Genomic DNA, 18,002 nt, shown 5'->3' with positions numbered 1-18,002 from the left:
GTGTCAGGGCCCGCCGGCGCCGGCGATGCGTACCGCGCCGGGTACGCACTCGCTCGTCACGGGCAGCGGCGCGATGGGCTCGCCGTCGGCGTAGGTGGTGACGCCGGCGCAGCTCAGCTCCACGCGGGAAGCGCGGTGCACGCTCACCGCGGGGTGCTGCACGTGGGTGCCGTCGGCGAGCCGCGGTTTGGTCCGGATCAGGTCCAGCCGCGAGCCCGCCGCCACGACCGTCACGTCGAACAGCCCGTCGTCGAGCTCGGCCCCCGGGCAGATCCTGAGCCCGCCGCCGTACCAGGGGGTGTTGCCCACGGCGACCATCGTCGCTGCCAGGGTGCGCTCCTCGCCGTCCAGCGACAGCGTCATCTCGTAGGGCCGCAGCCGGGCCAGCTCCAGCAGCACGGCGAGGTCGTACCGGCGGCGGCCGGGCGGCCAGCGCAGCCGGTTGGCGCGGTCGGTGACCGCGGAGTCGAAGCCGCAGCACAGCACCGTGGCCCACCACCGGTCCCCCGTCCGGCCGGCGTCCATCGGCCGCGACCGTCCGGCGAGGAGGTCGGCCGCGGCGCTGCGGGCGGCCGCCACCGGGTCGGGAGGCACGCGGAGCGCCATGGCCAGGTCGTTGCCGGTGCCGGCCGGGACGACGACGAGCGGCGTCGGCGTGCCGGCCACCGCCTGCAGCGCGGCGTGCGCCGTCCCGTCCCCGCCGACGGCGACGACCGCGCCGGTGCCCTCGGCGACCGCGGTCGCCGCCTGGCGTTCGGCCTCGGCGCCGGTGGTGGCGGGCAGCACGTGCGGGTCGAGGCCGGCCGAGCGGAGCGCGTCGACGACGGCGCCGGCGCGCGCACGGGCCCGGCCGCGCCCGGCTGCCGGGCTGATCAGGACGGAAACGTCCACCCGGTCAGCCGCGGGGGGACGTCGGCGTGGTGTCGACCGGCTCGTCGAGCTGCGACGGCCGCACGTCCAGCGGGGAGGCGTCGTCGTCGTCGAGGCCGTGGAAGTGCTCGGCCGCGTCCCGGCGGGCCCGCCGGCGGTCGACGAACCGGGCCACCTGGATGGCCAGCTCGAAGAGCACGATCATCGGCCCGGCCATGAGCAGCATGGTGAACGGGTCCTGGGTCGGCGTGACGAACGCGGCGAAGACGATGGTGAGGAAGAAGATCCAGCGCCGGCTGCGGCTGAGCACCTCGTGGCTGAGGACGCCGACCAGGTTGAGCGCGACGGCGATCAGCGGCACCTCGAAACTGACGCCGAACGCGACCAGCAGCGACAGCACGAAGCCGATGTAGTCCTGCGCCGTCAGCGCGATCACCACGCCGTCACCGGCCAGGGAGAGCAGCAGCTCGAGACCGGCGGAGAGCGAGACGTAGGCGAGCACGGCGCCGAGCGCGAACAGCGTGCTGGAGACGAAGACGAAGGCGATGCCGTAGCGCTTCTCGTTGGCCTTGAGCCCCGGGGTGACGAAGGCCCAGAGCTGGTAGAGCCAGAAGGGCGCGGACAGCACCGCGCCGGCCATGAACGCCACCTTCAACCGGATGAACACACCCCCGAAAACATCGGTGATGAGCAGGCCGCAGCCGCCGGCATCGTCCCCGCCGTAGCGGAGGTTCTCGGGCAGGCCGCAGTACGGGGCGCGGATGAACTCGCCCAGGCCCTCGCCGTACCACCAGAAGCAGACGGCGGTCGCGACGGCCAGCGCGAGGAGGGCCTTGGCGATGCGGTTGCGCAGCTCGGTCAGGTGGGCGACGAGGCTCATCGTCGCCTGGGCGTCGCGCGGCGGCCGCCGACGACGCCGCGCGCCCGGGGTCGCCTCGCTCACCGCCGTGCTGCCTGGTGTGTGGGGGTCAGCGGGGGCCGTCGGCCGCGCGCGCCTGCTCGGCGCGGGCCCGCAGCTCCGCGGCACGCAGCTCGGCCTGGCGGGCCTCCTCGTGCAGCTCCGCGCTCAGGTCCCCGGACGTGGGCGCGGCGGCGGGCGTCACGATCTCCCCCCGGACCGGGGTGGTGCGGGCGGCGTCCTTGGTGCGGACGTCGTCCTCCTTCATCCCCTTCATCTCGCCCTTGAAGATGCGCAGCGAGCGCCCCAGCGAGCGCGAGGCGTCCGGCAGCTTCTTGTAACCGAACAGCAGCAGGATGGCCAGGATGATCAGGCCGATCTCCAGCGGGCCCAGTCCGCCCATGGCACGTCCTCCAAGAATCGATGGCACCCGAATGCTACGCCGGGCGGTGTTCGGCCCCCCGGTGCCGGGCGGTTCGGTCGGCTGCTGTTCACCCCTCGTTCGCGCGGGCGCGCGTGCGCTGCTCGGCCGCGGCGGTCGTGGCCTGCACCTGCTCGAGCACCGGCCGCAGCTCGCGGGCGCCGGCCTCCAGCTCGGTGCGGAGCCGGCCGAGGCCGCCGAGCACCCCGTGCAGCAGCACGGCGAGCACGATGAGGGCGGCGACGGCCACGGCGAGGGAGATCCAGAGCAGCACGGGCCGACCCTAGCCGCCGCTGCCCGGCGTCACGCCGTAGCGGGCGAGCGCGGCCCGCGCCTCGGCGGCGACCTGGGTGCCGATCTCGACCGGCTCGTCGACGATCGCGTTCCCCCCGAGGGTGGCCACCAGCCGGCGGGCCCAGGCCAGGTCGGCGGTGCGCACGGTCACGGCCAGCCCGCCGGGCGGGTCGTCGACCGGGGTCACGTCCTCCACCGGGTAGTAGTCGGCCACCCACCGGGCGGCGCGGGCCAGCCGTAGCCGCACTGCAGGCGCGTCGGGCCCGGGCTGGTAGACGCCGTCGTCGACGTTCCGGCTGGTCGCCTGCGGCGGTGGCGCGGCCGGCTCGTCGAGCACGACGACGTCGTCCACCCGGTCGAGACGGAACAGCCGCACGCCCTCCGCACGCCGGCACCAGGCCTCGAGGTACCAGCGGCCCTCGACCAGCAGCAGCTGCATCGGGTCGACGGTGCGCTCGGTCCGCTCGTCGCGGGTGGGCACGTAGTAGTGCAGGTGCAGCGCCCGCCGGTCCTCCAGCGCGGTGCGGACGACGGCGAGGGTCTCCTCGCGGGCGTCGACGCTCACCGCGACGGGGGTGACGCGCTCGGCGGCGTCACCGGTCGCCGCCGAGACCTTCGCGAGCGCTCGGCTGACGGCCTCCCGCTCGGCGAGCCCCGGCAGCTCCAGGAGGGTGCGCAGCGCGACCACGAGGGCGACCGCCTCGTCGGTGGTCAGCCGCAGCGGCCGCACCATCCCGGCGCTGAAGGTGACGCGGACCCGGTCGCCCTCGAAGGAGACGTCGATGAGGTCGCCGGGGCCGTAGCCGGGCAGCCCGCACATCCACAGCAGCTCGAGGTCGCTGCGGACCTGCCGCTCGGGGACGCCGAAGTCGCGGGCGGCCTCGGCCAGGGCCACCCCGTCGGGCCGGGCCGACAGGTAGGGCACGAGGGCCAGCAGCCGGGTCATGCGGTCGGTGGTGCCGGACGCGGTCACGACTTCTCCCCCAGGGCGGCCAGCCGGGTCAGGCGGGCGATCACGGCGTCGCGCATCTCGGTGGGCGCCTCGACGACGACGTCGGACCCGTAGGCGGCGAGCTCGTCGGCCAGCGCCCACGGCTCGGTGGTGCGGAGCTGCAGCCGGTCCTCGGCGCCGTCGGGGGTGGGGCCGAGCGAGGTGGCCCGGCGGCGCAGCCCGACCGCCGTACCGGGGCGGGCGTGGACCAGGACCAGGTGCTCCTCCCCCGCGGCCTGGCCGGCGACCACGGCGGTGAGGTCCAGGTCGGCCGGCGGCTCGAACGCCCCCGCCGGGCCCACCGCCTTCGGCGTCCCGGCGACGCGGGACAGCCGGAACACCCGGTCGGCCTGCCGGTCCAGGTCGAACCCCACGAGGTACCAGCGGCCGTGCCAGGCGACGACGCCCCATGGCTGCACCTGCCGCCGGACGGCGGAGTCCTCGTCGGGACGGCGGTAGTCGAACTCCAGCTGCCGGCGGTCGCGGGCCGCGGCGTAGCAGGGCTCGAAGGCGGCCTCCCCGCGGTCCAGCCGAGGGTGGATGGGCAGCGAGCGCGACGTGTCGACGTCGACCCCGGCGGCCTTGAGCTTCACCAGGGCGCTCTGCGCGGCGCCGGCCAGCTGCGCGGACTCCCACAGCCGCACCGCGAGACCGACCGCGGCGGCCTCCTCGCCCGTCAGGTGGATCTCGGGCAGCTCGTAGTCGGCGCGGGCGATGCGGTAGCCGTCCTCGGTGTCGAAGACGCTGGTGCGGCCGGTCTCCAGCGGGACGCCCATCTCGCGGAGCTCGGCCTTGTCCCGCTCGAACATCCGCTTGAACGCCTCGTCGGCGCGGTCGGAGCCGTCGTCGGCCTCGTACCCGGGGACGGTGGCGCGGATGCGGGCCGCGGTCACGTACTGCCTCGTGCTGAGCAGGGCGATGACCAGGTTGACCAGTCGTTCCGCCCGCTTGGCCGCCATGCCCCACAGGCTAGTCAGCCCCCGGTGAGGCCGTTGCCATCCGGCCGCGAGCCGGGACCCTCGATAGCCTGCGGGTATGAGCAGCCCTGCCGCCTCGGCGCCCGCGTCCCGGATCCGCTGGCGGCGCGGGAAGGTCACCGCCGTCGGCCGCGCGTGGCGCGACGCGCTGGAGCTGACCGTGGAGGTGCCCGACGACGGCGAGGTCCAGGCACTCGCCTACCCGTCGCTGGTCGGCGTGCCGGAGGTCGGCGACGACGTGCTGCTGAACACGACGGCGCTGGCGCAGAACCTCGGCACCGGCGGGTACGCGCTCGTCGTCGCCGTCCCCGACCGGCTGCCGCCGGACCCGGAGACCCCCGGGCACCTGGTCAAGGCGCGGTACACGCCGCTGCAGGTGACCGTGCAGGGCGTCGACGAGCAGGACACCGAGCACCACGCGGCCATCGCCGACGCCGACGACCTGGCCGGCATGCCCGTCGTCGTGGCGGACCTGCACTCGGCGCTGCCGGCGGTGCTCATCGGGATGCTGGCCACCGACCCGGACCTGAAGGTCGCCTACGTGATGACCGACGGCGGCGCGCTGCCGGCGGCGTTCTCCCGGACGGTGGGCGCGCTCAAGAACTCGCTGGCCGGGGTGGTCACCGTCGGGCAGGCGTACGGCGGCGACCTGGAGGCCGTCACGCTGCACACCGGCCTGCTGGCGGCCAAGCACGTGCTGGGCGCCGACCTGGCGATCGTGACCCAGGGCCCGGGCAACCTGGGCACCGGGACGCCGTGGGGCTTCTCCGGGGTGGCGGCTGGCGAGGCCTGCAACGCCGTCAGCGTCCTCGGCGGGCTGCCGATCGGGGCGCTGCGGATCTCCGACGCCGACCCGCGGCCGCGGCACCGCGGCGTCTCGCACCACTCGCTGACCGCGTTCGGCCGGGTGGCGCTCGGCGGGGTCACGCTGATCGCGCCGCGCGGGCTCTCCTCGGAGCTGGGTGGTCAGGTGGACGAGGACCTGGCGAGCCAGCCGGAGCGCAACGTCGTCGTCTGGGTGGACACCGACGGGCTGGACCTGGCGCTCGGTCTCTCCCCCGTGCCGCTGCGCACGATGGGCCGAGGCCTGGACGAGGAGCGGGCCTACTTCCTGGCCGCCGCGGCGGCGGGCCGGTACGCGGCCCTGCAGGTGCCGGTGGAGGCAGAGGCGGAAGCCGCCACCGACACCGGGAGCGCCGAACCGGTCGACACCGCCGACTGACCTGGGTCTTCCGCGGAAAGTCACCGGTGACTTTCCGCGGAAAAGCAGATCACATGCTGGCGATGAGCTTCTCGACGCGCTCGTCGACGGCCTTGAACGGGTCCTTGCACAGCACTGTGCGCTGCGCCTGGTCGTTGAGCTTGAGGTGCACCCAGTCGACGGTGAAGTCGCGGCGCTTCTCCTGCGCCTTGCGGATGAACTCGCCGCGCAGCTTGGCGCGGGTGGTCTGCGGGGGCACGTTCTTGGCCTCGAAGATCCGCGGCTCGTGCGCCACGCGGTCGACCTGGCCGGCCCGCTCGAGCAGGTAGTAGAGGCCGCGGGTGCGGCTGATGTCGTGGTAGGCGAGGTCCATCTGGGCGATCCGCGGGGAACTCAGCTCCAGGCCGCGCTTGGCCCGGTAGCGCTCCAGCAGGCTGTACTTGATCGCCCAGTCGATCTCGCGGTCGATCAGGCTGAGGTCCTCGCTGTCGACGGCCTTGAGCACCCGGCCCCACAGCTCGAGCATCTGCCGGTGCACCGGCGAGCAGCCCTCGCGGTCGACGAACTCGGTGGCCCGGCTGTGGTACTCCGCCTGGATCTCCAGGGCCGACATCTCGCGGCCGTTGGAGAGGCGGACCTTGCGCCGGCCGGTGATGTCGTGGCTGATCTCGCGGATGGCCCGGATGGGGTTCTCCAGCGTCATGTCCCGGATCGGCACGCCGGCCTCGATCATGCGCAGCACCAGGTCGGTCATCGTGACCTTGAGCAGCGTCGTGGTCTCGCTCATGTTGGAGTCGCCGACGATCACGTGCAGCCGGCGGTAGCGCTCGGCGTCGGCGTGCGGCTCGTCGCGGGTGTTGATGATCGGGCGGCTGCGGGTGGTGGCGCTGGAGACGCCCTCCCAGATGTGCTCGGCCCGTTGGCTGACGCAGTAGAGCGCGCCGCGCGGCGTCTGCAGCACCTTGCCGGCGCCGACGACGATCTGCCGGCTGACGAGGAACGGGATGAGGACATCGGCGAGGCGGGCGAACTCGCCGTGCCGGCCGACGAGGTAGTTCTCGTGGCAGCCGTAGCTGTTGCCGGCGGAGTCGGTGTTGTTCTTGAACAGGTAGATGTCGCCGGTGACGCCCTCCTCGGCCAGCCGCTGCTCTGCGTCGACGACGAGGCCCTCGAGGATGCGCTCGCCGGCCTTGTCGTGGGCGACGAGCTCGGTGAGGTCGTCGCACTCGGCGGTGGCGTACTCGGGGTGGCTGCCGACGTCGAGGTAGAGCCGGGAGCCGTTGCGCAGGAACACGTTGGAGCTGCGCCCCCACGACACCACGCGCCGGAACAGGTAGCGGGCCACCTCGTCCGGCGACAACCGGCGCTGGCCCTTGAAGGTGCACGTGACGCCGTACTCGGTCTCGATCCCGAAGATCCGTCGGTCCACGCTTCGAGACTAGGCGCCGGGGGCGACAGCGGCCCACCGCCGGACCGGCGGGCCGCTACCGCTTCGCGTCGAGCCGTTGCAGCAGGTCGTCGAACGCCTGCTCGACCTCGTCGTGGCCGTTCTGGGACGCGCGCTGCTTGCCGTGGATCAGTGCGGCCCGATTGACCTTGGAGAAGTCCCCGTACGGGAAGGCGTAGCGCTTCTTCGTCTCCTCGTTGGCCTCCGGGTCGACCGCGAGGTGCCACGCGGCGTACCCGTCCCAGCCGTGCTCCTCGATCCGGGCGTTCCCGTCGTCGGCGGAGGGGGCGGCGTCGGACCACTCCGTGCGGTCGTCGACGGTGCCCGCGTCGATCAGCTTCCGGGCCTGCGCGACCGCGTCGTCGTTGACCTGGTAGTTCGGCATGACCGCTCCCCTACCCCGTACCGCGGCTTCAGTCGCGCGGGTCAGCCCTCGCCGCCGTCCTCGGCGTGTTCGTCGTACCCGGCGCCGCCCGCGGTGTCGGGGGCTGCAGGGTCGCCGAGGCCGGCCGGGGTGCCGGGGGCGGGGTGGCTCGGCGTGTGGCCGGGGCCCTCGGGCGTCTGCGCCGTGGAGGCGCCGTCGCCGAGCAGCGTGTGCAGCGCGGCGCCCACGACCCGCCGGAACGCCCGCTTGGGCCGGCGCCGGTCGAGCACGGCGACCTCCAGCTGCTCGGCGCTGAGCCGGGCGTGACCGCCGTGCTGGGAGCCGGCCGTGGCGGGGCTGACCGCGGAGAGCGCGTCCACCCCGACCTTGAGGGCGTCGGCGAGCCCCATGCCGGCGTGGAAGTTCTCGCGGAGGTGGCCGGTGACGGCGTCGGCCTGGCCGCCCATGACGACGAAGTCGGGCTCGTCGACGACGGAGCCGTCGAAGGTGAGGCGGTAGAGCTGGTCGCGGTCGGGGGTCTCCCCCACCTCGGCGACGCAGAGCTCGACCTCGTAGGGCTTCATCTGCTCGGTGAAGATCGCGCCGAGCGTCTGCGCGTAGGCATTGGCCACGATCCGACCGGTGACGTCGCGGCGGTTGTAGGAGTAGCCGCGGACGTCGGCGAGGCGGACCCCGGCGACGCGGAGGCTCTCGAACTCGCTGTACCGGCCGACGGCGGCGAACCCGATCCGGTCGTAGATCTCGCCGATCTTGTGCAGCGTGGAGCTGGGGTTCTCGGCGATGAGCAGCACGCCGTCGGCGTAGGTGAGGACGGCGACGCTGCGACCGCGGGAGATGCCCTTGCGGGCGTACTCCGAGCGGTCGCGCATGACCTGCTCGGCGGAGGCGTAGTAGGGCATGGTCATGGCGCTCAGGCCTCCCGCGGCATGTTCTGGCGGTCGGCGGCCGCGCGCTCGGTCACGATCTGGTCGGCGACCGCGGCCACCTCGGCGTCGGTGAGGCGGACGGCGCCCTCGGCGTCCACCCGGTAGACGATCGGGTACAGCCGGCGCACCGGGTCGGGGCCGCCGGTCGCGGAGTCGTCGTCGGCGGCGTCGTAGAGGGCCTCGACGACGGTGCGGGTGGCCGCGTCGGCGGGCAGGCCGGAGCGCCAGGTCTTCTTCAGCGAGTTCTTGGCGAACAGCGAGCCGGAGCCGACGGCCGCGTAGCCGCGCTCCTCGTAGTTCCCGCCGGTGACGTCGTAGCTGAAGATGCGCCCGGGGCCGGTGCCCGCGGCGGCGTCGAGGTCGAAGCCGGCGAACAGCGGGACGACGGCCAGGCCCTGCAGGGCGGCACCGAGGTTGCCGCGGATCATCTGGGCGAGCCGGTTGGCCTTGCCGTCGAGGCTCATCGTGAGCCCCTCGATCTTCTCGTAGTGCTCGAGCTCCACCTGGTAGAGCTTCACCATCTCGATCGCGATGCCCGCGGCGCCGGCGATGCCGATGACGCTGTAGGAGTCGGCCGGGTAGACCTTCTCGATGTCGCGGCTGGAGATCAGGTTGCCCATGGTCGCGCGACGGTCGCCGCCCATGAGGACGCCGCCGTCGAAGGTGACGGCGACGATCGTGGTGCCGTGCGGGGCGATGTCACCCACGGGCAGCGTCGGGACGGGGCGACGGCCCGGCAGCAGTTCCGGTGCCGCCGTCGACAGGAAGTCGGTGAACGAGGAACCCACCCGGTCCAGGTACGCGGGCGGGAACCCGCTCCGGCCAGCTGACGACTCGTTCACCCATCCGCCTCTCCCGCCCGCATGCGCCGGCGTGGATCGCTGTCCTGCCGGGTGCCGTGCGTGCTGCGCAGGCACGGTCCCGGACGTCGCTGCGACCCTACCGGCGGCTGCTGACGTCGGCTGGCCCGTCCTGGCCCTCGTTGCACGCGGCGGCGAGGAGGGATTCCAACGCGTGCTGCTGCCGGTGACCGGTGACGTAGAGAGCGGCGGTGTGCAGCAGGGCCGGCTCGTCACGGAAGAGGCCGAGGCCGTGGTTGCACCGCTGGCACAGCAGGGCCCGAATTCTTCCGCTGTCATGGTCGTGGTCGAGGTGCTGCGGTGATGCGTCGCCGCAGATCCCACATCGGTCGCGCTGGGAAGCACGAATCGCGTCGACCGCGGACCTGGTGATCCCGTAGCGCCGACGCCAGTACGCCTCTTTGCTCTCTGCGTTGTGGCAGGACTTGCAACGAGTGCCGAAGCCCGACGGGAGGGCGGAGTTCTTGGTGAACTCCTCGACAGGTACGGCTGTCCGGCAAGCCGGACACCACCGGTACCCGTCTGGTACCCACGAGAGATCCCGCACCTCGTGCCCACGGGCCCGTCGATGTTCTCGGTACCAGGCCCTGTTGCGCCGACGATTGCACGCGAGGCAGTAGAAGGAGAGCCCGTCGTCCCGTGTGCGATTCTTCCCGAAGTCGCTGTCCGGCTTCACCTCACCGCAAGCGGGGCACACCTTCGAGGCCATAACACGGAGTAATCAGACGGTTACTCTCCGCCCTTCTGCACGTAGGCCCTCACGAACTCTTCGCTGTTCTCCTCGAGCACCCCGTCGATCTCGTCGAGCAACGAGTCGACGTCCTCGGTCATCTTCTCGTGGCGCTCGGCGACCTCGCTGTCGACCGAGGCCTCGACCTCGTCGGTCTCCTCGCGCGAGCGCGTCGCCTTCTGCTGCCCGCCGGTGTCCCTGGTGGCCATGCTGCCCTCCGGTCCCTCTGAGTGGCTGGTGCTGTCTGGAAAGTACCCGCCGGGAGCGACGATCGGCGTCCGCCGACCGGGTGCCGTGGACGGGCGGTCGCCCTGTGGACGGCGGTGTCAGGGGCCGGTGATCGTGTCGACGAGCTCCTGCGCCGTCGCCGACGCCTCGAACAGCGCCCCCACGTGCTCGCGCGTGCCTCGGAGCGGCTCCAGGGTCGGGATGCGGACCAGGTTCTCCCGCCCCAGGTCGAACACCACGGAGTCCCAAGACGCCGCCGCCACCTGGGACGGGAAGCGCCGCAGGCACTCACCGCGGAAGAAGGCCCGGGTGTCGGCCGGGGGGCTGGCCATCGCCCGGGTGACCTCCTCGTCGGTGAGCAGCCGCTGCATGGCCCCGCGGGCGACCAGCCGGTTGTACAGCCCCTTGTCCGGCCGCACGTCGGAGTACTGCAGGTCCACCAGCTTCAGCCGGGAGTCCCCCCAGCCCAGGCCGTCGCGCGTCCGGTAGCCCTCGAGCAGCCGGAGCTTCGCCGGCCAGTCGAGCTGGTCGGCCAGCCGCATCGGGTCGGCCTCCAGGTCGTCGAGGACCGACGCCCACCGGCGCAGCACGTCAGCGGTCTGCTCGTCGCCCTCCTCGCGCTGCTCGACGAACCGCACGGCCGACTCCAGGTAGATCCGCTGCAGCTCGATGGCGGTCATCCGGCGCCCGTCGCGCAGCCGTATCTGGTGGGCCAGGGACGGGTCGTGGCTCACCGCCTGCAGTTCGTGCACCGGCTCCTCGACGGCGAGGTCGCCGGGCAGGGCCCGCGCCTCGATCATCGCGAGCACGAGCGACGTCGTCCCGACCTTGAGGTACGTGGCCAGCTCGGCGAGGTTGGCGTCGCCGATGATCACGTGCAGCCGGCGGTACTTGTCGGCGTCGGCGTGCGGCTCGTCGCGGGTGTTGATGATCGGCCGCTTGAGCGTCGTCTCCAGCCCGACCTCGACCTCGAAGAAGTCGGCCCGCTGGGAGAGCTGGAAGCCGTCGGTGCGGCTCTCGGTGCCGATCCCGACCTTGCCCGAGCCGGCGAACACCTGGCGGGTGACGAAGAACGGGATCAGCCCGCGGATGATGTCGATGAACGGCGTCCGGCGGTCCATCAGGTAGTTCTCGTGCGAGCCGTAGGACGCGCCCTTGCCGTCGGTGTTGTTCTTGTACAGCTGGATGGGCTGGGTGCCCGGGATCTGCGCCGCGCGGCGGGTGGCCTCGGCCATGACCCGCTCCCCCGCCTTGTCCCACAGCACGATGTCGCGCGGGGTGGTGACCTCCGGCGTCGAGTACTCCGGGTGCGCGTGGTCGACGTACAGGCGGGCGCCGTTGGTCAGGATGACGTTGGCCATCCCGTGGTCCTCGTCGAGGTCGTTGTGGTCCAGCGCCTGCGCCGGCGTGAGGTCGAAGCCCCGCGCGTCCCGCAGCGGCGACTCCTCCTCGAAGTCCCACCGCGGACGACGCGGCGTCGGCGCGTCCGCCACGGCCCAGGCGTTGACCACCAGGCTCGACAGCGTCGTCGGGTTCGCCCCCGGCTGCCCCGGCACCGAGATGCCGTACTCGACCTCGGTGCCCATGACCCGCCGCACGCTCATGACCCAACCCTAGGCGGCCCCTCGCACCGGGTGCCGCGACCGCCCGGACAGCCGGAACGACGGAAGTGCCGCGGACGACGGCGACCCGGCCCCAGGAGGGACCGGGCCGCCGCCGGCGCGCTGCGTTACAGGTACTGGCCGGTGTTAGTCGCGGTGTCGATGGCCCGGCCGGCCTCGTTGCCCTTGCCGCTGATGAGCGTGCGGATGTAGACGATCCGCTCGCCCTTCTTGCCCGAGATCCGCGCCCAGTCGTCGGGGTTGGTCGTGTTGGGCAGGTCCTCGTTCTCCTTGAACTCGTCCACGCACGCCTGCATCAGGTGACCGACCCGCAGACCCGAGGCGCCGGTCTCCAGGTGGTCCTTGATGGCCATCTTCTTAGCGCGGTCGACGATGTTCTGCAGCATCGCCCCGGAGTTGAAGTCCTTGAAGTACAGGACCTCCTTGTCACCGTTGGCGTAGGTGACCTCGAGGAAGCGGTTCTCCTCGCTCTCGGTGTACATCCGCTCCACGGTGCGCTGGATCATCCCGGCGATCGTGGCCTCGGGGCTGCCGCCGTTCTCGGCCAGGTCGTCGGGGTGGATCGGCAGCGTCGTCGTCAGGTACTTGCTGAAGATGTCGCGCGCCGCCTCGGCGTCCGGCCGCTCGATCTTGATCTTCACGTCGAGCCGGCCGGGGCGGAGGATCGCCGGGTCGATCATGTCCTCGCGGTTGGAGGCGCCGATGACGATGACGTTCTCCAGCCCCTCCACGCCGTCGATCTCGCTGAGCAGCTGCGGGACGATCGTCGACTCCACGTCGGAGGACACGCCGGACCCGCGGGTCCGGAAGATCGAGTCCATCTCGTCGAAGAACACGATGACCGGGGTGCCCTCGCTGGCCTTCTCCCGCGCCCGCTGGAACACCAGCCGGATGTGCCGCTCGGTCTCGCCCACGTACTTGTTGAGCAGCTCGGGGCCCTTGATGTTGAGGAAGTAGGACTTGCCCTGCCCCTCCCCCTTCAGCGCCGACACCTTCTTGGCCAGGGAGTTCGCCACCGCCTTGGCGATCAGCGTCTTGCCGCAGCCGGGCGGGCCGTACAGCAGGATCCCCTTCGGGGGCCGCAGCTCGTAGGTGCGGAACAGGTCGGCGTGCAGGAACGGCAGCTCCACGGCGTCGCGGATCTGCTCGATCTGCCGGGACAGCCCGCCGATGTCGGAGTAGTCGATGTCGGGGACCTCTTCGAGGACGAGCTCCTCGACCTCGCTCTTGGGGATCCGCTCGTAGACGTAGCCCGAACGGCTCTCCAGAAGCAGCGAGTCCCCCGCCCGCAACGGCTGGCCGGACAGCGAGTCGGCGAGGTAGACGACCCGCTCCTCGTCGGTGTGCCCGATGACCAGCGCACGGGGGGTGACGCCGTCGATCGGCTCCAGCAGCTCCTTGAGCATGACGACGTCGCCGGCGCGCTCGAACTGCCGCGCCTCGACGACGTTCATCGCCTCGTTGAGCATGACCTCCTGGCCGGGGCGGAGCTCCTCGGCCGGCACGTTCGGCGACACCGAGACCCGCAGCTTGCGACCACCGGTGAAGACGTCGACGGTGCCGTCCTCGTACCCGTTGAGGTAGACGCCGTAGCCGGACGGCGGCTGGCCGAGCCGGTCGACCTCCTCCTTGAGCGTGACCAGCTGGTCGCGGGCCTCGCGCAGCGTGCTGGCGAGCTTGTCGTTGCGCTCGGAGAGGAAGGCCGCGCGGCCCTCCGCCTCGGCGATCCGCTCCTCCAGCGCCCGCACCTGGCGGGGGCTGTCGGACACCTTGCGGCGCAGCAGACCGATCTCCTCCTCGAGGTAGGAGATCTGAGTGAGCAGGGCGGCGACGTCACGGTCACGTCGCGCGTTCAACTCGTCGGGACCCAGGCCCATCGCGCACCTCCGCAATTCGGGGGGAGCCAGGACGCAAATCTATACACGCGTGACGACAGTTCGCCGTCGCCTCGCGGTGGTCGCCGGGGGGTGCTAGTGCGCCTCGTTCAGTGCTTCTGCGCGCGGCGCTGGCGGATCGGGGCGACCGTCCCCTCGGCAAGCCGCCGCGCGGTGACCAGGAACGCCGTGTGGGCGACCATCCGGTGCTCCGGCCGCACGGCCAACCCGACCGCGTGCCACGGGCGCAGCAGCGACTCCCAGGCGTAGGGCTCGGTCCAGACGCCCTGCCCGCGCAGCGCCTCCACGTAGGTGGACAGCTGGGTCACCGTCGCGACGTACCCGACGAGGACACCGCCGGGGCGCAGCGCGGCGGCCACGGTCGGCAGCACCGCCCAGGGCTCCAGCATGTCGAGCACGACCCGGTCGACGACCTCGTCGGCCGGGTGGTCGGCGAGGTCGCCCAGCCGCAGGTTCCAGTTGGCGGGCACCTCGCCGAAGAACGCGCCCACGTTGCCCCGGGCGACGTCGAGGAAGTCCTCGCGCCGCTCGTAGCTGGTCAGCGACCCCTCCGAGCCGACGGCGCGCAGCAGCGAGCAGCTCAGCGCCCCCGAGCCGGCGCCGGCCTCGAGCACCCGCATGCCGGGGCCGACGTCGCCGAACCCGACGATCTGGGCGGCGTCCTTGGGGTAGATGACCTGGGCGCCGCGCGGCATCGACAGCACGTAGTCGGCCAGCAGCGGGCGCAGGGCCAGGTAACCGGTGTTCGCCGTGGAGTGCACGACCGATCCCTCCGGCGCGCCGATCAGGTCGTCGTGCTCGATGGCGCCGCGGTGGGTGTGGAACTGCTTGCCCGGTGTCAGGACGACGGTGTGCAGCCGGCCCTTGGGGTCGGTGAGCTGCACCCGGTCACCCGCGACGAACGCGCCCTCCACCGGCTCGGCCCGCTGGGCGGGCAGCTCCTCGTCCGCATCCTCCGGCGCGGGCGCCGGCGTCTCCTCCGGCGCGGGCTGCGCCTCCTCGTCGACGTCGGTCACGGGCTCCTGCGAACTGTCCACGGGCGACCAGCGTACGGACGACGCCGATGTGACCCCGGACGCCGATGCGGCGCGGACACTCGGAACTGTCACAGGCGCGACCTAGCCTCGGACCCATGACGGCGATGGTGCAGACCGATCCGCAGGCCGACGTCCCCGCTCCGGCGGTCGTCCCGCCGGTGGAGGACGCGCCGGCCCCCCGTCGCCCGTCCCTCTCCCCCAGCCGTGCGGCGGACTTCAAGACGTGCCCGCTGCTCTACCGGTTCCGCACGATCGACCGGCTGCCCGAGCGCAAGAGCCTGGCGGCCGTCCGCGGCACGCTGGTGCACTCGGTCCTGGAGCGGCTCTACGACCTGCCACCCGCCCAGCGGACCCCCGAGGGTGCCCTGGAGCTGCTGGAGCCCGCGTGGACGGACCTTCGTGAGGAGCCCGGGATCGCCGAGCTGTTCGAGACGGCCGACGACGCCGGCGCCGAGACCGACGTGAACGCCCCCGAGTCCGTGGAGGCGTGGCTCGCCTCGGCCGGGAAGCTCGTCGAGAAGTACTTCACGCTGGAGGACCCGCGCCGCCTCCAGCCCGAGGCCCGCGAGGAGCTCGTCGAGGTCACGCTGCCCGACGGGCTGCTGCTGCGCGGGTACGTCGACCGGCTCGACGTCGCCCCGAACGGCGCGCTGCGGGTGGTCGACTACAAGACCGGTTCGATGCCCCGTGAGGCGTTCGAGGGCAAGGCGCTGTTCCAGATGAAGTTCTACGCGCTGGTCCTGTGGCGCACCCGTGGCGTCGTGGCCGCGCAGCTGAAGCTGCTGTACCTGGGCGACGGCGACGCGCTGACCTACGCGCCGGACGAGCAGGAGCTGATCCGCTTCGAGCGCACGCTGCTGGCCATCTGGTCGGCGATCGAGCGGGCCGTGGAGACCGGGGAGTTCAAGGCGAACAAGACCCGGCTGTGCGGCTGGTGCGACCACCAGGCCCTCTGCCCCGCCTGGGGCGGCACTCCCCCGCCGTTCCCGGCCGAGGCCGCCGCCGCGGCCGGCTGGCGCACCACCCTCCCGGTCACCCCCGTCTGATCGCCGGCGCCGGAGCGGCCCCTCCGGCCGGTGGGAGCGGGCAGGATTCGCGGACATGACGCGGGAGCAGGAACGGCTGGCCATCCTGACCGCGATGGCCGAGGCCGTGGCAGACCTCCCCCGGCTCGGCGCCGTCCTGGCCGGCTCCGACGACGAGCCCGCGGCGCTGCAGCGGCTGCAGCAGGAGTACGGGTTCACGACCGATCAGGCGCAGGCGGTGCTCGACTGCCGGTTCGCCACGATGACGAGGCACCGCCGGACACGGATCGCGGCCGAGATCGAGGCCCTCCGCGACGCCGTCGCGGGGCGCTGGGACCCACCCCTGGAGCTGGCGGCCACGGTGCACTCCGCGCGGCGGATCACCCTCCTCGTCGACGGCGTCGGACACGAGGTGCGCGGCACGTCGAGGAACGACGCGCTGTCCCGCCTGGGACAGCTGGTGCACGAGGAGGTGGCCGAGCCCGCCCGGCGCAGGGTCCTGGTCACCGCCACCGGCGCCACGGACGGGCCGGTGCGGGTGCTCGTCGACCCGACGGGCGGTGCGGGCTTCGAGTACGGCGACCGGACCGACGAGGGGAACCGTCCCGGCTAGCCGGTGACGCCGTCCAGCAGCTCCCGCGTCGCGTCGGCGTGGCCGGCGTGCCGCGCCGTCTCCTCCACCAGGTGCAGCAGGACCCAGCGGAGGTCCCGGCCGCTGCCGTCGGCGCACGGCTGCGTCAGCGTCATCGCCCGCACCGCCGCCCCCGTGGCCAGCGCCCGCTCCCGGTAGCGCAACACCGCTTCGGCCACCGTCAGCTCGGGTCCTGGCGCGAACTCCGCCTCGCTCCGGTGGACCTGCTCGCCGCGCATGGCGCCGTCGATCCACCGCCACTCCACCTGCGTGAGGTGGTGGACGATGCCGAGCAGTGGGATCAGCGCCCCGTCGGGACGCCAGCGCGCCTGCTCCTCGTCCAGGTCCGCCACCTTGCGCAGGATCGACTCGCGCAGGTGGTCGAGCCAGGCGAGCAGGAGCTCGGCCTCGTCGGCGTTCGGCGCGGGGGGGCTGAGTTCCGGCAGCTCGGGCACGCGCGCAGGCTAGCGACGCCCTCCGACGCCGACCGCCGTCCCCGGTCAGCCCTGTTCGGCGCGCACGTGGGCGACGAGGGCGTTGGCGTGCCCGTGCCCCAGGCCGTGCTCGCTCTTGAGCCAGCCGACCAGCTGCATGTGGGTCTCCAGAGGGCTGCTCCGGACCAGGTCCAGCCACTCCCCGATCGGCCGGCCGTACTTCTTCTCGATGGACGGGAAGTAGGACGACGGCCCCTTGACCGTGCCGCCGCCTGACCCTGTCGTGCCCATGACCGCTCCTCGCCTGGTGCCGCGCCGTTGCGGCGCCGTCCCCAGCTTGGACCGGCCGGGCGCGGAAAAGTCATCCCAGGTCAGAAGGACGCGGCTTCCAGCCCCGTCCGCGCGGCGAGCACGGCGGCCAGGTCGTCGACCCCGGACCCGGCGAGGGTCCCGCGCAGCGTCAGCCCCGGCGCGGGCGGCACCGGCTGCAGCGCCGGGACGCCGAGCACCGCCATCCCGGCCGCCAGGCCGGAGGTGACGCCCACCAGGGAGTCCTCGACGACGACGCAGGCGGCGACCTCGGCCCCGAGCCGGGCGGCCGCCTGGAGGTAGGGCGCCGGGTCGGGCTTGCGGGCCGGCACCTCGTCGCCGCACACGGTGAGGTCGAACGGGTCCCCGTCGAGGTCGGCGGCGATGCTGCGCAGCACGATGTCGGCGAGCCGGCGGGGCGTCGTCGTCACCAGGGCGGTGGCCAGCCCCGCGGCACGGACCGCCTCCAGCAGCTCGCGGGCCCCCGGGCGCCACGCGATGCCGCCGCCCATGAGCTCCCCGGCGCGGTCCTCGACCCAGCGGGCGTCGGCCTGGAGCTGCTCCTCGGTGCGGACGACGCCGAGATCGGCGTGCAGGACCTCCATCGACCGCCGCATGCTCGTGCCGACCGTCGCCGCACGCGCCTCGGGCGACATGCGGCCACCGAGGGCAGCGGCGAGTTCGAACATCGCCTCGCCCCAGTACTCCTCGGTCTGCACGAGCGTGCCGTCCATGTCGAACAGGACTGCTTCGAGGGCGCGCGGCATGGGGAGTGCGGTGTTCCTTCGCGAGAGGCGCGGGCCCGGGCCACGCGCACCGGG

General features: G+C 72.9%; 21 protein-coding genes. 3 read left to right on the top strand and 18 right to left on the bottom strand.

Translation table 11 applies throughout. The annotated features are described in order from the left end of the window. Window positions 1–3: 3 nt before the first annotated feature. From GCU60_RS08315 to GCU60_RS08290, 6 genes are all read right to left on the bottom strand, one after another. On the bottom strand, window positions 4–891 hold the full coding sequence (locus GCU60_RS08315) for a diacylglycerol kinase family protein (protein WP_163204115.1): 888 nt from the start codon (window positions 889–891) through the stop codon (window positions 4–6). 4 nt (window positions 892–895) lie between these two features. Then, window positions 896–1,813, bottom strand: a complete 918-nt coding sequence (tatC, locus tag GCU60_RS08310; protein ID WP_345770480.1) for a twin-arginine translocase subunit TatC — start codon at window positions 1,811–1,813, stop codon at window positions 896–898. Between the two features lie 25 nt (window positions 1,814–1,838). Further along, window positions 1,839–2,171: a Sec-independent protein translocase subunit TatA gene (gene tatA / locus GCU60_RS08305; protein WP_163204113.1), complete on the bottom strand. Its 333-nt coding sequence runs from the start codon at window positions 2,169–2,171 to the stop codon at window positions 1,839–1,841. An 88-nt stretch (window positions 2,172–2,259) separates the two neighbouring features. Continuing rightward, a complete protein-coding gene (locus GCU60_RS08300) occupies window positions 2,260–2,463 on the bottom strand; it encodes a hypothetical protein (RefSeq protein WP_163204111.1) in 204 nt (67 codons plus the stop codon). A gap of 9 nt (window positions 2,464–2,472) precedes the next feature. Beyond that, entirely contained in the window at window positions 2,473–3,456 is a 984-nt protein-coding gene (locus tag GCU60_RS08295) for a helix-turn-helix transcriptional regulator (protein WP_345770479.1), read from the bottom strand. Then, on the bottom strand, window positions 3,453–4,433 hold the full coding sequence (locus GCU60_RS08290; RefSeq protein WP_163204109.1) for a helix-turn-helix transcriptional regulator: 981 nt from the start codon (window positions 4,431–4,433) through the stop codon (window positions 3,453–3,455). The genes GCU60_RS08295 and GCU60_RS08290 overlap by 4 nt, the downstream gene beginning before the upstream one ends. A 76-nt stretch (window positions 4,434–4,509) precedes the next feature. Here GCU60_RS08290 and GCU60_RS08285 point away from each other — a divergent pair, with 76 nt between their 5' ends. Further along, window positions 4,510–5,673 (top strand): DUF3866 family protein, encoded by a 1,164-nt coding sequence (locus GCU60_RS08285; RefSeq protein ID WP_163204106.1) that lies wholly within the window; start codon window positions 4,510–4,512, stop codon window positions 5,671–5,673. Window positions 5,674–5,722: 49 nt separating this feature from the next. Here the strand turns inward: GCU60_RS08285 and pafA are convergent, their stop codons facing one another. The 9 genes from pafA to GCU60_RS08240 all read right to left on the bottom strand — a co-directional run bounded on the left by pafA (window position 5,723) and on the right by GCU60_RS08240 (window position 14,782). After that, window positions 5,723–7,081 carry a Pup--protein ligase gene (gene pafA / locus GCU60_RS08280; protein WP_163204104.1) on the bottom strand — a complete coding sequence of 453 codons (1,359 nt, stop codon included), beginning with the start codon at window positions 7,079–7,081 and terminating at the stop codon, window positions 5,723–5,725. Between the two features lie 55 nt (window positions 7,082–7,136). Beyond that, entirely contained in the window at window positions 7,137–7,484 is a 348-nt protein-coding gene (locus GCU60_RS08275; protein ID WP_163204102.1) for a hypothetical protein, read from the bottom strand. Window positions 7,485–7,525: 41 nt separating this feature from the next. Beyond that, window positions 7,526–8,389 (bottom strand): proteasome subunit alpha, encoded by an 864-nt coding sequence (gene prcA, locus GCU60_RS08270; protein WP_163204100.1) that lies wholly within the window; start codon window positions 8,387–8,389, stop codon window positions 7,526–7,528. A gap of 5 nt (window positions 8,390–8,394) precedes the next feature. Continuing rightward, complete coding sequence (gene prcB, locus GCU60_RS08265) at window positions 8,395–9,252, bottom strand: proteasome subunit beta (protein WP_345770478.1); 858 nt, start codon at window positions 9,250–9,252, stop codon at window positions 8,395–8,397. 97 nt (window positions 9,253–9,349) lie between these two features. After that, window positions 9,350–9,979 carry an endonuclease domain-containing protein gene (locus GCU60_RS22060; protein ID WP_430537412.1) on the bottom strand — a complete coding sequence of 210 codons (630 nt, stop codon included), beginning with the start codon at window positions 9,977–9,979 and terminating at the stop codon, window positions 9,350–9,352. Between the two features lie 20 nt (window positions 9,980–9,999). Then, window positions 10,000–10,209: a ubiquitin-like protein Pup gene (locus GCU60_RS08255; RefSeq protein ID WP_163204096.1), complete on the bottom strand. Its 210-nt coding sequence runs from the start codon at window positions 10,207–10,209 to the stop codon at window positions 10,000–10,002. A gap of 117 nt (window positions 10,210–10,326) precedes the next feature. Further along, entirely contained in the window at window positions 10,327–11,832 is a 1,506-nt protein-coding gene (dop, locus tag GCU60_RS08250) for a depupylase/deamidase Dop (protein ID WP_163204094.1), read from the bottom strand. A gap of 125 nt (window positions 11,833–11,957) precedes the next feature. Continuing rightward, on the bottom strand, window positions 11,958–13,727 hold the full coding sequence (arc, locus tag GCU60_RS08245; RefSeq protein WP_163204091.1) for a proteasome ATPase: 1,770 nt from the start codon (window positions 13,725–13,727) through the stop codon (window positions 11,958–11,960). Window positions 13,728–13,834: 107 nt separating this feature from the next. Next, window positions 13,835–14,782: a tRNA (adenine-N1)-methyltransferase gene (locus GCU60_RS08240; protein WP_430537411.1), complete on the bottom strand. Its 948-nt coding sequence runs from the start codon at window positions 14,780–14,782 to the stop codon at window positions 13,835–13,837. 95 nt (window positions 14,783–14,877) lie between these two features. On the opposite strand from GCU60_RS08240, the gene GCU60_RS08235 reads away from it, so the two are divergent. Further along, a complete protein-coding gene (locus GCU60_RS08235) occupies window positions 14,878–15,828 on the top strand; it encodes a RecB family exonuclease (protein ID WP_163204089.1) in 951 nt (316 codons plus the stop codon). A gap of 55 nt (window positions 15,829–15,883) precedes the next feature. Next, the gene (locus GCU60_RS08230) at window positions 15,884–16,420 is read left to right on the top strand and encodes a hypothetical protein (protein WP_163204087.1); all 537 of its coding nucleotides are present in this window, start codon (window positions 15,884–15,886) and stop codon (window positions 16,418–16,420) included. Here the strand turns inward: GCU60_RS08230 and GCU60_RS08225 are convergent. The 3 genes from GCU60_RS08225 to GCU60_RS08215 all read right to left on the bottom strand — a co-directional run bounded on the left by GCU60_RS08225 (window position 16,417) and on the right by GCU60_RS08215 (window position 17,948). Then, window positions 16,417–16,893, bottom strand: coding sequence for a DUF664 domain-containing protein (locus GCU60_RS08225; RefSeq protein WP_163204085.1), 477 nt, complete (start codon window positions 16,891–16,893; stop codon window positions 16,417–16,419). The genes GCU60_RS08230 and GCU60_RS08225 overlap by 4 nt on opposite strands. A gap of 45 nt (window positions 16,894–16,938) precedes the next feature. Beyond that, window positions 16,939–17,163, bottom strand: coding sequence for a DUF4287 domain-containing protein (locus tag GCU60_RS08220; protein ID WP_163204083.1), 225 nt, complete (start codon window positions 17,161–17,163; stop codon window positions 16,939–16,941). 80 nt (window positions 17,164–17,243) lie between these two features. Next, the gene (locus tag GCU60_RS08215) at window positions 17,244–17,948 is read right to left on the bottom strand and encodes an HAD family hydrolase (protein WP_163204081.1); all 705 of its coding nucleotides are present in this window, start codon (window positions 17,946–17,948) and stop codon (window positions 17,244–17,246) included. Between the last annotated feature and the right edge of the window lie 54 nt (window positions 17,949–18,002).

This window comes from Blastococcus saxobsidens (genome assembly GCF_010682065.1).
GTDB classification, from domain to species: domain Bacteria; phylum Actinomycetota; class Actinomycetes; order Mycobacteriales; family Geodermatophilaceae; genus Blastococcus; species Blastococcus saxobsidens_B.
Note: the sequence above shows the minus strand (reverse complement) of the source record. Positions and strands in the feature narration are given on the sequence as shown.

Coding starts and splice junctions, on each gene's coding strand:
- GCU60_RS22060 (WP_430537412.1), bottom strand. CDS start 9,979: ATGGCCTCGAAGGTGTGCCCCGCTTGCGGTGAGGTGAAGCCGGACAGC.
- GCU60_RS08290 (WP_163204109.1), bottom strand. CDS start 4,433: ATGGCGGCCAAGCGGGCGGAACGACTGGTCAACCTGGTCATCGCCCTG.
- GCU60_RS08215 (WP_163204081.1), bottom strand. CDS start 17,948: ATGCCGCGCGCCCTCGAAGCAGTCCTGTTCGACATGGACGGCACGCTC.
- GCU60_RS08255 (WP_163204096.1), bottom strand. CDS start 10,209: ATGGCCACCAGGGACACCGGCGGGCAGCAGAAGGCGACGCGCTCGCGC.
- tatA (WP_163204113.1), bottom strand. CDS start 2,171: ATGGGCGGACTGGGCCCGCTGGAGATCGGCCTGATCATCCTGGCCATC.
- GCU60_RS08285 (WP_163204106.1), top strand. CDS start 4,510: ATGAGCAGCCCTGCCGCCTCGGCGCCCGCGTCCCGGATCCGCTGGCGG.
- GCU60_RS08220 (WP_163204083.1), bottom strand. CDS start 17,163: ATGGGCACGACAGGGTCAGGCGGCGGCACGGTCAAGGGGCCGTCGTCC.
- GCU60_RS08230 (WP_163204087.1), top strand. CDS start 15,884: ATGACGCGGGAGCAGGAACGGCTGGCCATCCTGACCGCGATGGCCGAG.
- GCU60_RS08235 (WP_163204089.1), top strand. CDS start 14,878: ATGACGGCGATGGTGCAGACCGATCCGCAGGCCGACGTCCCCGCTCCG.
- prcA (WP_163204100.1), bottom strand. CDS start 8,389: ATGACCATGCCCTACTACGCCTCCGCCGAGCAGGTCATGCGCGACCGC.
- dop (WP_163204094.1), bottom strand. CDS start 11,832: ATGAGCGTGCGGCGGGTCATGGGCACCGAGGTCGAGTACGGCATCTCG.
- GCU60_RS08275 (WP_163204102.1), bottom strand. CDS start 7,484: ATGCCGAACTACCAGGTCAACGACGACGCGGTCGCGCAGGCCCGGAAG.
- arc (WP_163204091.1), bottom strand. CDS start 13,727: ATGGGCCTGGGTCCCGACGAGTTGAACGCGCGACGTGACCGTGACGTC.